Source organism: Dapis hubbardiae BLCC-M172, assembly GCF_050016015.1.
Lineage (GTDB): Bacteria > Cyanobacteriota > Cyanobacteriia > Cyanobacteriales > Microcoleaceae > Trichodesmium.
On sequence record NZ_JBNHEQ010000158.1, the window covers coordinates 39,996 to 53,523 of the forward strand.

At 37.2% G+C, this 13,528-nt stretch carries 9 protein-coding genes; 6 read left to right on the forward strand and 3 right to left on the reverse strand.

What is annotated here, in order from left to right:
• Nucleotides 1-1,346: 1,346 nt before the first annotated feature.
• Nucleotides 1,347-2,981: a DUF6930 domain-containing protein gene (locus ACP6PK_RS13825; protein WP_426560096.1), complete on the reverse strand. Its 1,635-nt coding sequence runs from the start codon at nucleotides 2,979-2,981 to the stop codon at nucleotides 1,347-1,349.
• Nucleotides 2,982-3,707: 726 nt separating this feature from the next.
• Here ACP6PK_RS13825 and ACP6PK_RS13830 point away from each other — a divergent pair.
• The 3 genes from ACP6PK_RS13830 (at nucleotide 3,708) to ACP6PK_RS13840 (ending at nucleotide 6,149) form a co-directional block, all read left to right on the forward strand.
• On the forward strand, nucleotides 3,708-4,064 hold the full coding sequence (locus ACP6PK_RS13830) for a HesB/IscA family protein (RefSeq protein WP_426560097.1): 357 nt from the start codon (nucleotides 3,708-3,710) through the stop codon (nucleotides 4,062-4,064).
• A gap of 668 nt (nucleotides 4,065-4,732) precedes the next feature.
• Nucleotides 4,733-5,155, forward strand: coding sequence for a tetratricopeptide repeat protein (locus ACP6PK_RS13835; RefSeq protein WP_426560098.1), 423 nt, complete (start codon nucleotides 4,733-4,735; stop codon nucleotides 5,153-5,155).
• Nucleotides 5,156-5,921: 766 nt separating this feature from the next.
• Nucleotides 5,922-6,149 (forward strand): hypothetical protein, encoded by a 228-nt coding sequence (locus ACP6PK_RS13840; RefSeq protein WP_094672803.1) that lies wholly within the window; start codon nucleotides 5,922-5,924, stop codon nucleotides 6,147-6,149.
• Between the two features lie 98 nt (nucleotides 6,150-6,247).
• On the opposite strand, the gene thyD is transcribed toward ACP6PK_RS13840, so the two are convergent.
• Nucleotides 6,248-7,171: a thylakoid membrane protein ThyD gene (gene thyD / locus ACP6PK_RS13845; protein WP_426560099.1), complete on the reverse strand. Its 924-nt coding sequence runs from the start codon at nucleotides 7,169-7,171 to the stop codon at nucleotides 6,248-6,250.
• 734 nt (nucleotides 7,172-7,905) lie between these two features.
• On the opposite strand from thyD, the gene ACP6PK_RS13850 reads away from it, so the two are divergent.
• The gene (locus ACP6PK_RS13850; RefSeq protein ID WP_426560100.1) at nucleotides 7,906-9,519 is read left to right on the forward strand and encodes a DUF3352 domain-containing protein; all 1,614 of its coding nucleotides are present in this window, start codon (nucleotides 7,906-7,908) and stop codon (nucleotides 9,517-9,519) included.
• Nucleotides 9,520-9,982: 463 nt separating this feature from the next.
• Here ACP6PK_RS13850 and ACP6PK_RS13855 read toward each other — a convergent pair whose 3' ends face one another.
• On the reverse strand, nucleotides 9,983-10,978 hold the full coding sequence (locus tag ACP6PK_RS13855) for a helix-turn-helix domain-containing protein (protein WP_426560101.1): 996 nt from the start codon (nucleotides 10,976-10,978) through the stop codon (nucleotides 9,983-9,985).
• 307 nt (nucleotides 10,979-11,285) lie between these two features.
• Here ACP6PK_RS13855 and ACP6PK_RS13860 point away from each other — a divergent pair, with 307 nt between their 5' ends.
• The gene (locus ACP6PK_RS13860) at nucleotides 11,286-12,299 is read left to right on the forward strand and encodes a cation diffusion facilitator family transporter (protein ID WP_426560102.1); all 1,014 of its coding nucleotides are present in this window, start codon (nucleotides 11,286-11,288) and stop codon (nucleotides 12,297-12,299) included.
• 209 nt (nucleotides 12,300-12,508) lie between these two features.
• Complete coding sequence (locus ACP6PK_RS13865) at nucleotides 12,509-13,459, forward strand: peptidyl-prolyl cis-trans isomerase (protein WP_426560103.1); 951 nt, start codon at nucleotides 12,509-12,511, stop codon at nucleotides 13,457-13,459.
• The last annotated feature ends 69 nt before the right edge of the window (nucleotides 13,460-13,528 follow it).

Sequence of the window (13,528 nt, forward strand, 5' to 3'; positions counted from 1 at the left end):
TAAACACTACATATCTATAACGTTATAGTTTTTAAATGCTATATATAGTGTTTCTCCCTAAGTCATGGGTAATTTCTTTTTCCTTCCTCCTTTGTATGATTCACAGGAGTTAGGCATTTTTCAGTTCTAGGGACTTCAACTGCCAAAATTGTCTCAAAGTAAGGGAGTAAGGAGTAACCAGTAACGATAGAGTATAACAATTGGAATAATTTATTTTCTACTATTTTCCCTAAACACTACATATCTATAACGTTATAGTTTTTAAATGCTATATATAGTGTTTCTCCCTAAGTCATGGGTAATTTCTTTTTCCTTCCTCCTTTGTATGATTCACAGGAGTTAGGCATTTTTCAGTTCTAGGGACTTCAACTGCCAAAATTGTCTCAAAGTAAGGGAGTAAGGAGTAACCAGTAACGATAGAGTATAACAATTGGAATAATTTATTTTCTACTATTTTCCCTAAACACTACATATCTATAACGTTATAGTTTTTAAATGCTATATATAGTGTTTCTGCCTAAGTCATAGGTGATTTCTTCTTTCCTTCCTCCTTTGTATGATTCACAGGAGTTATACCATTTCTCAAAAATATTGCTATATTTGATTGGGTGGGGTACGGACGTTGCATGCAACGTCCGTACACATAATAATAATTAACATCAACTGGTTAATAATTAGGGAATAATTCCTGGTTGCCTGTATTAATTATTTAATAATTGAAGTGTTACCCAAGTATAGCATTTATTTTGGTAATTGGTATTAGGCATTTTTCAGTTCTAGGGACTTCAACTGCCAAAATTGTCTCAAAGTAAGGGAGTAAGGAGTAACCAGTAACGATAGAGTATAACAATTGGAATAATTTATTTTCTACTATTTTCCCTAAACACTACCTATCTATAACGTTATAGTTTTTAAATGCTATATATAGTGTTTCTCCCTAAGTCATGGGTAATTTCTTTTTCCTTCCTCCTTTGTATGATTCACAGGAGTTAGGCATTTTTCAGTTCTAGGGACTTCAACTGCCAAAATTGTCTCAAAGTAAGGGAGTAAGGAGTAACCAGTAACGATAGAGTATAACAATTGGAATAATTTATTTTCTACTATTTTCCCTAAACACTACCTATCTATAACGTTATAGTTTTTAAATGCTATATATAGTGTTTCTGCCTAAGTCATAGGTGATTTCTTCTTTCCTCTTTCCTGTTCCTTTGTATCAATAATAGGATTTACGCATTTTTCAGTTCTAAACACTACATATCTATAACGTTATAGTTTTCCCATACTATATATAGTTTCTCTTCCTCAGTTTTGAGTCCTCCCTCCCTCCCCTACTCCCTACTCCCTATTTAAAAAGAAACTGGCACCAACTTCAAAGGTCCAACCCCCAATTCTTGAGATGACAGCGATCGAACCTCAAACAAAGCCATCATATCCTTAAATTCAGGTTGACCACGGGAAGCACCTGTAATACCTCTAGCAATAATCAAACCACACCAACCACGAGTAGCAATGCAACGCTCGTCCCATTTTTCTCTAGCTTCCTGGTGTACAGGGTCATTTTGCATAAATTCACCAAATAAATGCAGTACACCATCATAAGTTTTCAATATGCCCAAATCATAATTTTTTTCCTCCATAGGGTCTTCCCCTGGATTAAATCCTATACCATGAAGTCCCTGAGCTTCTTCTAAATCTGTTATCAACTTAGTTGCTTTTGGCAGAGAAGTTTGAATTAAAATTATAGGTAGACCTTCTCCTGATGTTTCAATATCTTCCTCGGCTGGCTGATATTGTTTAGTATTATCCCTTAAATATTCCACTGTCTCCCAAGGCACTACTCCCAAACTCAAGAAAGAATTTGGTGGAACCAAATCATCTTTAAGCATAGGCATTTCAATTTCTAATTCTTCATCTCCTTCCGCGTCAGACTCCACAGCCATTTCATATAATTCTTCTGCTACTTCTGGCATAGTTGTGACTTTAACTGATACTACCTCGTCTGATTGAGGTATGGGAATGCGGTAGCGACTACTAATGCTAGGGAATTTATTACCCATCATTTTCTTGCGGGAGGCTCGCAAAAAGCGATGTAGTGCTTCTAAAGTAACTAATGTTGTAAGTGCTTCCTCTTCATAGAGAATAGACCTTAAACCTTCTAAAGGATGTAAATTACCAAAATTGGCCTGAATTTCTGATATTGATAAATTTTCTAGATTTGTATCCCCATTCTCATTATCTTCATCCTCCTCCTGAAAACTATCGTAAGTAATAAAAAGGCAATCTTGCCCTAAAAAAGCTTCTTCTAAATTTTCATAAGATTTTTCATAAGCTACTCTTTCTCTAAACCTTTTCAGAGAATCTAAAGAACGATACAACAAAATTCCATAATCCATGCCCAATTTACCCAAAACACAGATATATAGATTTTCAATATCCCATTGATTAAGTTCTATAGAGATAATTTGATGCTCTCCTAACATTTCCCAAGGAGCATCATCCCAAATTTGATCTGCTTTTTCCACTAAAGCTTCTGCATATTCCGGAGGTAATTGAGGCGGACGATTATCTGATACTTCCTGTAGTCCCCGAAATATTTCATCAATCAGAGGTAAATCTGGAACATAATCAATTGTAATTCCTAAGTTTTGTAAGACCCCTCTGAGAAAAAATTGAATTTCTCGGTCTTTGACAACTATTTTTTGTGGCCTAATTGCTGGGGCTGGACTTTGAGGATTTTCCATAGCTCTCAGTAATGTCCGAACAATTGCTTCGGGGCCAGTATCTGGCGTTACCATATCCATTGCTCTGACCATGCCATGGGAGCCATCTACCCAGATAATACATTCGTTTGTTTTTTCTGACTCTAATTCTGGGTTAGAGCTGGAGTCTGAATATATAGGACGGCGATCGCCTTCCCATACACTAGGAACTTGTTGTAATTTTTGTAACCTACGAATTGTTGAAGGATTGAGAGCTACCATATACTAAGCCTGTGAAAGTGAAGCAATTGCTGGATATTTTTTCCTTTGACCTTAAACCATATTTTTATCAATGTATTTTTATATACATTTTTCTGGAACGGTCTTGCTAGCATGAGGAGAATTGTCTCTTTGACGATACTGAACTATTGCTAGGAGCGAGTGGGTGATATAATCATACAAAAGTGTCCGAGATTTGATACATATTTATACCCATCTTTCAATGATTCTAGCATTAGTAAGGATAGTCTTTAAAACAACTATAGACAAGTATAATCAGTATATGGGATTTTTTAGGGACTAAATATTTATTGCTTGTAATTCCAATCAGAATTCAGGTACAAAACTATGGGTTCTTGGTTGCAGGGTAAAGAGACAATAAAAGAAGAAAAACTATACCAATCCTATTTTATTTGTGTCCAAAATATTGTCAATTTTGGGAAATAGGTAACAGGCAATAGTTGATATGCAAGGGTTTTGGAGTTTATTTCTAGTTTTTAAATTGTTACAACCTGTTGAGGATTGCTATATACTATTTTAAGTTATTTTTCCCTAAATCTCAGGTTTTCAACCAAAATGTTCCTAATATTGAACAAAAAATTTTGATTGATGATCATTATTCAAGGTAGTTATAAGTTAGATTTTCAGGAATATATATAAAATATATCTAAGTAGTTAGAAATAACTATACTATATAGACAGCTATAGCAGTTAAGGAGCTAGAAACAAATGACACAAACTACTCAGTCTCAACAAAAAGGGATTATGATGAGCGAAGCTGCTGTAAAGCAGGTTCTATCTTTGAGAGAGAAACAAGGAAAAGACCTTTGCCTACGAGTAGGGGTACGTCAAGGTGGATGTTCTGGAATGTCTTATATGATGGATTTTGCAGATCCTAGCACAATTAGAGATGATGATGAAGTTTTCGATTATGATGGGTTTAAGGTTGTTTGCGACCGCAAAAGTATCCTTTATCTCTATGGTTTGATGCTTGACTATAGTGACGCTTTGATTGGCGGTGGGTTCCAGTTTACTAATCCTAATGCAACTCAAACCTGTGGTTGTGGTAATTCCTTTTCAGCTTAAATATTAATTAAATTAAACTACATCTTTAGATAAACTAGATAGATAGATGTGGTATATTTTCCTTCTAGAAAGGTAGGGGTACAGTATTTACTGTGCCCCTAAATATTGTGTAAATTGATTTTTCTAGTGTCAAATCTTTAATCTGGGCTGGCTGAATAAGTCTTTTAATAGCCAGAAGGAGTCAGGAGTCAGGAGGAATGGGAATTATAAAGTAGGTAGTCAGAAAATAGTCCCTTAATTTTTCTGCCTTACATTACCTTAAAATGCTCACTTTTTCAGCTCCATCAACTGAAAATCTGGTACTTTTTCCAGACCTAAAATTCTCAAACCTTTATATGTCAATGCTTTGATGTTTAATCAGCAAACCCTAATTTAACTAGCTATCAGCTATCAGCATTTCACCTAGCCTCTTGCAGAGGAACTACCTCTTGCTTACTGTTGAAATACCTGACTAGGGCCTAAAAAAAAGTCAATCATCCTGACCGCTGACTGCTGACTACTGACTGCTTTTTAACTTTTTGTGATTAATTTTTTAAACTAGAAAACCTAGAGTATTACCATCTAGAAATAAGGTCTCAAACCTCCTGTTTGAATGGGATAAAAAGGATGAAAATTTTCTTGCTTTCTTTTCAGTAGGAGATACTATTAACTAATAACTGATAACTGAAATGACTCAAACACCAGAAGAATTATATAAAGAAGGATTAGAAAGATATAAGGCTGGAGAAGACCCAAAGACTTTAATTCCATTATTTAAAGAAATTACTAACCTTTCTCCTAAAAGTAGTACTAGTTGGATTAGCTTATCATGGTTATATCTATTAGAGAAAAAACCTAAATCAGCCCATAAAGCAGCTAAAACAGGAGTTAAACTTAATCCAGACGATCCACAAGGCAGAATTAATTTAGCTTTAGCAATGCTGGAAATAGGAGAAAAGGGTGTTAGACCTCATGTAGAGATAGCCCAGCAAATGATTATGGCTGATAAAGATTGGCTCGAAGAAATTAAAAATAATATTCAGGATGGTTTCAATAGAAGAGGTGAATGGCCTAGCCTTAGTCGAGTTAACAGTTGGTTATTTGATGTTTAAACTAAATTTTTTGGCTAAATTAAAAAATTGACTAAAAAATAAAGTCAATAGCTTCCCCTTTTCAGGGGATAAAAAAGGAAATTAGGAATTTTATTGCTTCCAACTTCAATCAGTCATAGGTATTTATAACTAATGACTGAAATGACAAATGTATAGCCTTTAAAAAAACTTCATAATTCATATAAAAACTTTACGTCAAACCAGAAAAAATCATGTTATTATTTGTAGAACTTCAGAGATTACTTAATCACCATAAAGTAGAAAATCCCTAAGAGCTTAATAGCTCTACTAACTATCTAGATAATAATCGATCAAAAACTTGAAAAATGCTAATTTGGCAGCAATTTTCTAGTTAAAGCTGAACAAGAGGATTAACTTACAAATATTTAAGTATAAAACTTAAATTTAAGTCAATCAATATTCTATAAAGTCAGGCTAGCTAAGAGAAATTATTTGCACAATTCCAGGTGAAGATGAAGTGCATTAGTAATATTCTATGAAAACCGAAAAAAAATTGCTCAAAGTCAAAAAAAACTGACTAGGCAAGAATAAAAGTAGGTTAACTAAACACAAATCAGTCAAAAATGTTTTTTTTAGGATGTGAGGTTGGTACTCAAAGTACCCAAAATACAAAGTAAGCCTAGGGATACTAAAACAGTTTTTTAGTAGTTAGTAAGCTGAGTTAGAGAACTAAACAGTCTCTTGTATAAATCTCAATTAAGAGAGTCAAACCTAATTTTAGATAATACTAAGGAGTTGAAGTACAATGACATTTAATAATCAAGTTAATAATCTAGATGACGTTAATGTAAAGCCTGAAACTCGTAACCACAAAGGATTTTTTGTTCAGGAAGGCGATTATAAACTAATGAGTATTGATGAGTCTGGTTGGGCTTTAATTTGTCTAGATGATGCAGTATGTCATTATGTAGATCCAGATAATTTGCAAGAAACAAAAGAATTAATCGAAGAATCAGCAACTGTTCAAAAATAAAAGTTTGAACTACCTATAGATTTAGATAGAAAAATGATTTGGGCAAGCTGCCTTCCTAATTATGGCAGCTTGATTCTTTTTGATAAATTTGACAACTTTCAAGAAGCCAAAATATTTTTTAGAGCAGGCTTAACATTAGGATACTGATACTCAAAGCCAGAAGCTTGAGTTTGTTTTGGTAAAACTTTTTGACCTTCCAATACAACTACAGCACCATCTCCCAATAACAATTCAATGGCAAAATTAGGTACAGGTATCCAAGAAGGTCTATTTAAAGCAGCCCCTAAATCTTGACAAAATTCTCCCATTCGTATAGGATTAGGAGCAGTAGCATTAAATACTCCTGCCATTTCTGGGTGGCGTAGAGAATGTAAAATTAAACCTACCAAATCATCAATATGCACCCAAGAAAACCATTGCCTACCACTACCAATAGGTCCACCAGCAAATAACTGGAAGGGAGTTAACATTTTCGACACAGTACCCCCCATACCCAATACAATACCAATTCGCAAAATAACCAACCTTACCCCTATATCCTTAACAGGTTGGGCAGCAGTTTCCCACTCCCGACAAACTTCCGCCAGAAAGTCATTGCCACTATTGCTAGTTTCATCAAAAGTCGCCGTTTCACTCGTGCCATAATATCCCACAGCCGACCCACTGACCAATACCGATGGTTTAGAATTAGCTTGGGCGATGGCCTCGACCAATTTTTCCGTAGTTACCTTCCGACTATCCATAATTTCTTGCTTCCGACTGGTATTCCAACGCTCATCGGCAATACCAGCACCCGCCAGATTAACTACACCGTCGCAGCCATCTATAGATTTTTGCCAACCACCAGACTGTTTTGGCTGGTAGGCAACTATTTCTAAATTAGGATAGGCTGAGTTAGGAAAAATTCGTTTAGCTTTTTCTAGGTTGCGGGTCAAAACTAATATTTGTTCTCCCTCTGAATGTAGACGCTCGACCAAGCGACTACCGACAAACCCTGTTGCTCCTGTAATAGCTACTTTCATTACTCAAAAATCTATTCACGATACTTTTATCTTTATATAGTAGTGGAATGAGACAGCTAATTTTGTCTATTAGGGTAGGATTTATAGCAATCCTATTTCAATTGTAATATTTTTTTTGTAGTTAGGAGTCAGGAATCAGAAGTCAGAATTTTGAAGGTTTTTCATCAATCTTAACTATTATAAAAATTCTCACAAATCATTTAGAATTGCTATATCATTGAAATATGATGTATTAATTTCAACTGTAACTCCCCCTACTATTGCAAAATTTTAAGTGTGTCGGCCTACTACCGAATATTTGCTAACTATAAATATTAGTCATAGGTTGGGTTTTGCTACGCAATATGAAAAGTGCTAGCACAACTCAACAAAAACCTAAATAATATTAAATCAGGTAGCATTAGTATAATTTAGTATTAAGGAATAATAACTCTATCTTCCAGCAATGAACAACTTTTGGCTCCTACTGATAATAGGAATTATATTACTCTAAACTCAACCTGCAGAATATTTACTGACTATCAATATTGGTAGTAGCTTAGGTCAAGCCACAAAGAAGCCCAACAAAAATGTAGATAATATTGAGTTTAACTTGTTAAACTCAACCTACTTAATCTGGATTAATTGAACATTTATTGAGTGGGAAACAGGAAACGGAAAATATAAATTAGTAGTCATAATTTAAGATAGTTTTGCCTACCTACTTACTTAAATATTAGGTCACAAAAAAATCCATGGTGAAAAAATTAAACTTTTTAATTGCTGGTGTCAGTGTCATTGCAGCAGGCAGTATTGCGACATATCTTTACTTTAAAAATATAGCAATCAAGGTATCTAGTCCTCTCAATAGCGCCCAAGTTGTGCCAGAATCGGCAATTATGGCCACTTTTTTCCATCCTAATCAAGAAGCTATAACTAAATTAGAACAATTTGGTACTCCTGAAGCAAAAAAGTTGATTGGTCAGAGTTATGCAGAATTTCAGCAAGAAAATTTGGCCGAGACTAATATTGATTGGGAAAAAGATATTAAACCTTGGTTGGGAGGAGTAATGTTGGCTTTTGTACCTGCTGAAGAGGGGCAAAATACCGATCCTGTAAATATTTTGATGGTAGTGGGAATTAAAAATAAATTAGAAGCTTTGAGATTTGTGAGTAAGTTGAAAGGGGAAGATGAGAGCAAGGTAATAAAGAGAGAATATCAAGGGGTGACTATTCGAGAAGTTACTGACGATACTGGGAAAACTTTTAATTTAGCAATTTTGGGAGATTATTTAGCGATCGCTCCTATAGCAGCAGCAGTGGAAGATGCTATTGATACCTTTCAGGGTAAAAGTGTTTCTATGAGTAAAAATGCTACTGAAACTTTACAGCAGAATGTGGGGGTTGAGAATGCTATTGCTACTATTTTTATTCCTAACTATAGTCAGTTTGTCACAGAATTTGCAGATGATTTGCCGGAGGAGCAAAAGTTATCTGCTGCTAGTTTAGAGCAGTTTGAGCAAATAGATTCGATGGTGATGGGAATAGGAGTTGATGATGCGGGTGTACGGTTGCGAGCAGTTACTAAGTTGGTTTCTCCATTGTCTCCAGAGTTAACTCAACCTGTATCGGGTGAAATTTTGCAACGGTTTCCAGCGCAGACAATAATGTTTATCAGTGGCATGGGTATTAGTCAAAGTTGGTCGCAACTTGTGACTCAAGCAGAGGAAAATGAAGATTTGCAGAATGGTTTGGATATGGTGAGGAAGACTTTTGAGGAAGTAGATTTGGATGTGGATAAAGAAGTGTTTAGTTGGATGGATGGAGAATTTGCTCTTGGTTTGATTGCATCAAATCAGGGAATCTTAGCTACAACTGGAGTTGGTGGAGCGATGGTTTTTGAGACAAGCGATCGCTCTGCTGCTGAGGTAACGTTGAAAAAGTTAAATCAGATGGCGATTAAAAATGGGGGTGTGGCAGTTAAGGAGAAACAGATGGGAGTGCAGTCATTGACGGAATGGCAGATGGTTGGTATTGGTACATTTTTTGGATATGGGTGGTTGGATGATAGTAAGTTGTTTGTGGCGATAGGAAGACCTTTAATAGATGTAATGATGAATATCCCTGATGATGGTTTGATTGGTAGTGAAGGTTTTGAGGAAATTCTGGGGTCTTTGCCAAAGTCGAATCAGGGGTATTTGTATTTGGATATGGAGCGGGCGATGGTTTGGGTGAATCGTTATCCGTTTGTAAATGCGGTGATGCCATCGGAGATAAAGGCGATTTTGGATTCCATTCGTGGTATTGGGGTAACGGCAAGTTGGTCGGATGGGTTGACGAATGAGATGGAGATTTTGTTGGCATTGTAGCATTTAGATGAAAAGATTTGATATCAAATCAAGATGATTAGATTGTAAGTCATTGCGACTGAAAAGAATTGGAAGGAAGCAATTTCATAAGTACGCGAGATTGCTTTCTATCCTGGAATAAGCACTTTTCAACTTTTCAGCAGGATTTTATATGATATAGAATCCGGATAATTACTATAGCCTGCGTCATTGCGACTGTAACGGAGTGGAAGGACGCAATCTCCCAAATCAATGAGATTGCTTCCTATCCTCGCAATGACAACTGTTCAACCGGATTCTATATTACAACCTATTTAGGATTGCTATATCTAGTAGATAATATTAGCGATCGCCTCCTATGTCTTCTTTACCGAAAAATCAAGGTATAAAGCCTCTCCCCATAGGAGAAACAAAAAAAAATTTCCTTTTATTCAATCCTATCCGTTTTAGGGAGAGGTAATTATCAATTATCCATTATCAATTATCAATTATTTAACAACGTCTCTGAAGGCAACTCCCCAAACATGGCTTTGTAATCGCTAGTAAAATGACACGGACTGTAAAACCCAAATTCACTGGCGAGGATGGCGATGGTACAATTTTCCGGTTGGCTTGCTTTCAGGTGTTGTCGCACTGCATGAAGTCGTTGCACCTTGAGATAACGCATGGGACTCACGCCAAATAAGTCTTTAAAACCAAAAGATAACGCACAACTGCTGCAGCCTAAATTTTCAGCTAGTTGTTTTAAAGTCAGAGGTTGTTCTAAGTGTGCGAACATTTTTTTCTCTGCTTGGGCAATCAACTTTGCTCTTCGGGAAGGCTTGAGAAAAGACTTAGAATTTAACTTGATGGGAATCTGACTAATCAACAAAGGAACTAAATCATCAGCAACGAGTTTCTCAATATGAGGGTTTTGAAACCAAGTCGGTTGGTGTAGTGCTAACCAAAATAGTTGTTTCAGATAATCTTTAATTTCTTTCATCCCTGTTGGGAGCAAATTTACATGATTTTTACTCCGGAAATTATCGTCTAGATCGTGACGTTGTAGTTGGTTTGCATAAGCATCAAAAGTTTTAACAGGGATTAAAATATTTGTCATCCTTCCACCTTGAGGACATATTAAGTCTGCTTCCCTATTATTGAAACCAAAAAGAGTCCTTTGAGGCTTGACAGGGTGACGGAGGGAGTAATATTCCTTTTCATTCTCAGACCAAAGTACCCCAAAAGCTATGTATTCCTTTCTCGGCTCACCGAAAGATTGAACTCCTTGGTTAGTGTGATGACCTACGAAATATAAGTTGCCAAGCTGAATTGACAAAAAACTGCCTTGAAGAGAACCAGGAGTAAGTTGTATTATTTCGTGCCTACGATAAAACTCTTTGAAATGCTCCACATCTGTAAATGATTTGGAGATAATCTTCGGATTGCTTATCCCCAGCTCATCTTTAGCTTGGGTAGTTTGAGTATTGTTTATATTCATCAATCAACTTACTTTTACACCAGCACATCAAAAAAAATAATCAAACAAGCTATAAGTACAACTAATGTTAATTTAAACTTAGTTATTTAATTTGTATAACTGAGAAAGTTATAATTTTTGATTATCCACAGAGATAGATTACCACTAATGTGAAGTTAGAGTTTTGGCCTACCCCATAGCACAACAGAGTGGTCATTACTTACCTTGATTAGATCAAAGAAAATTCAATATTTGCAGCCTCTGGCTTTCCTAGGTCATGCTGTGCAAACATTGGTCGGTCCTGATAACTGAATAACTAATAACTGAAATGACCCAACTTCCTACATCTATCCTGACTGATGATGTACCTCAAATTACCCAACCCAAGGTAAAACAGCACCACCATCATCATCACCACCACCATGATGGTCATACCCACACCCACGGGATAATAGACCCCGAAATCGCTAGCTCGGAACGAGGCATCTGGGCTGTGAAATGGTCCCTGGTGGGCTTACTCATTACTGCTGTCTTACAGGCGATAGTGTTCTGGCTTTCTGGTAGTGTGGCTCTCCTGGCGGATCTAATTCACAACATCGGGGATGCCATGACTGCCGTGCCTTTGGGCGTGGCGTTTCTCGTTTCACGACGCAAGCCAACAGCCAGATTTTCCTATGGCTTTGCGCGATTGGAAGATTTGGCAGGGGTAATGATTGTGGTCATTGTCTTGTTAAGTGCCATGATTACCGCCTATGAATCTGTGGATCGATTTTACCATCCCCAACCCCTACATCATTTGGGGGCATTAGCGATCGCTGCTATTGTCGGCTTTATCGGCAACGAAATAGTGGCCGTTTTTCGCATTCGAGTTGGTCGCGAAATTAATAGTGCTGCCCTTGTTGCCGATGGGTATCATGCTTTGGCTGATGGTTTGGTTAGTCTGGCAGTGTTACTTAGTGCTGTAGGTGTTTGGTTAGGCTATTCCTGGGCAGATCCAGTCATGGGTTTAGTCATAACCTTAGTATTACTCAAAATCGTTTGGGAGTCAGGACAGACCATTTTTAGTCGTCTGCTGGATGGAGTGGAACCAGAGATACTTGAATCCCTCAACCATGCAGTCAGTCATGTGGCTGAAATAGACCCCAATAGCATAGCCAACCTGCGGACTCGCTGGCTAGGACATCGCCTCCATGTGGAAATGGACATCATGCTACCACCCACTTTATCTCTTCAGGAGAGCCAAGGGATTACTAATACTATTGAGGAGCAATTAAAAGCCCAACTATCCTACATAGGCTTGATTGTACTTCGAGCCGTACCTGATTCACAACTCAAAATTTAAAACAGAACTTACCCATGCAACTCCCTTGAAAACACCATATGTAAGGGCGAATGGCATTTGCTAAGGCAAAGCTCCGCTTTATATGTTGCGGAGCAAAACGCCCTCTGTCTATTTAGTGTCCGTTGGTAAGTCCTGTAAAAGTTAAAAGTCAAAATAAGCATTCAGCTTTTTGACTAATGCAAAAAAGCAATTTCAATGTGTGACAGTTTATGCAGAAAACAGCAGAAAAACCGATAAATCAAGAAACCCTAACGTCTCAAATATCAATTCAAACCAATAATAAACCTGAACTACTGATTCGCATTTTACGAGAACCATTGCTACACTTCTTGGTTTTGGGAGCTTTGCTCTTTGGGCTGTATTTTTGGGTGGGTAGTCCTTCGATAACATCTACTTCTGCCAAACAAATTGAAGTTTCTAGTCCTGTAATTAATTCTTTGCAAGCAACCTGGAAGTTGCAGTGGGGCAGAAAGCCAACTCCCCAACAGTTGCAAAAATTAGTAGATAACTATGTTCACGATGAGGTCTTGTATCAGGAAGCTCTAGCCTTGGGGTTAGATGACAAGGACATTATTGTGAGGCGACGGCTAATTCAAAAGATGCAGTTCCTGGTCCAAGATGTGGCAGGTATCAAAGAACCATCGGATGAAGAGTTGCAAAGTTATTTAGATGCTCATGCAGAACGCTACACCATACCCGGACGGTTTAGCTTTAACCAAGTCTATTTTAGCCAAGAACTACATGGAGATGAAACTGATACAGACGCTCAAAATCTCCTAACTCAACTACAGAATGAACCTAACCGGGCCCAACCCAGAGGCGATCGCTCGATGTTGCCGAAAACCTATACTTTGGCTTCAGCTAAAACCCTCAACAATACTTTTGGGGGAACTTTGGCTCGGGAGATGGCAGAGGTGACAGAGAAAGGTTGGCAAGGCCCGTTTCATTCAGCTTATGGCAGTCATTTGGTCAATGTCACTCAAATTGAACCTGGTCATCCAGCAACTTTGGCAGAGGTGAGAAAGAATGTCCGTTTAGACTACCTCAGAGACCAGAAGCAAAAACAGGATGAACTATTTTATCAAAAATTGCGCGATCGCTACACAGTTTCTATTGATGAGGAGGCTCTAAATCAAGAACTTCAGGAGGGCGACGCATGAACTTGATACTACTAGGGCGTCTAGCTTTAAAATGTCAGTTGAAAAAACCTAATCCCCCAACCCCTTTCC

What these genes read in the sequence shown, in the direction of transcription:
- ACP6PK_RS13825 (WP_426560096.1), bottom strand. Translation starts at nt 2,981, where the DNA reads ATGGTAGCTCTCAATCCTTCAACAATTCGTAGGTTACAAAAATTACAA.
- ACP6PK_RS13830 (WP_426560097.1), top strand. Translation starts at nt 3,708, where the DNA reads ATGACACAAACTACTCAGTCTCAACAAAAAGGGATTATGATGAGCGAA.
- ACP6PK_RS13835 (WP_426560098.1), top strand. Translation starts at nt 4,733, where the DNA reads ATGACTCAAACACCAGAAGAATTATATAAAGAAGGATTAGAAAGATAT.
- ACP6PK_RS13840 (WP_094672803.1), top strand. Translation starts at nt 5,922, where the DNA reads ATGACATTTAATAATCAAGTTAATAATCTAGATGACGTTAATGTAAAG.
- thyD (WP_426560099.1), bottom strand. Translation starts at nt 7,171, where the DNA reads ATGAAAGTAGCTATTACAGGAGCAACAGGGTTTGTCGGTAGTCGCTTG.
- ACP6PK_RS13850 (WP_426560100.1), top strand. Translation starts at nt 7,906, where the DNA reads ATGGTGAAAAAATTAAACTTTTTAATTGCTGGTGTCAGTGTCATTGCA.
- ACP6PK_RS13855 (WP_426560101.1), bottom strand. Translation starts at nt 10,978, where the DNA reads ATGAATATAAACAATACTCAAACTACCCAAGCTAAAGATGAGCTGGGG.
- ACP6PK_RS13860 (WP_426560102.1), top strand. Translation starts at nt 11,286, where the DNA reads ATGACCCAACTTCCTACATCTATCCTGACTGATGATGTACCTCAAATT.
- ACP6PK_RS13865 (WP_426560103.1), top strand. Translation starts at nt 12,509, where the DNA reads ATGCAGAAAACAGCAGAAAAACCGATAAATCAAGAAACCCTAACGTCT.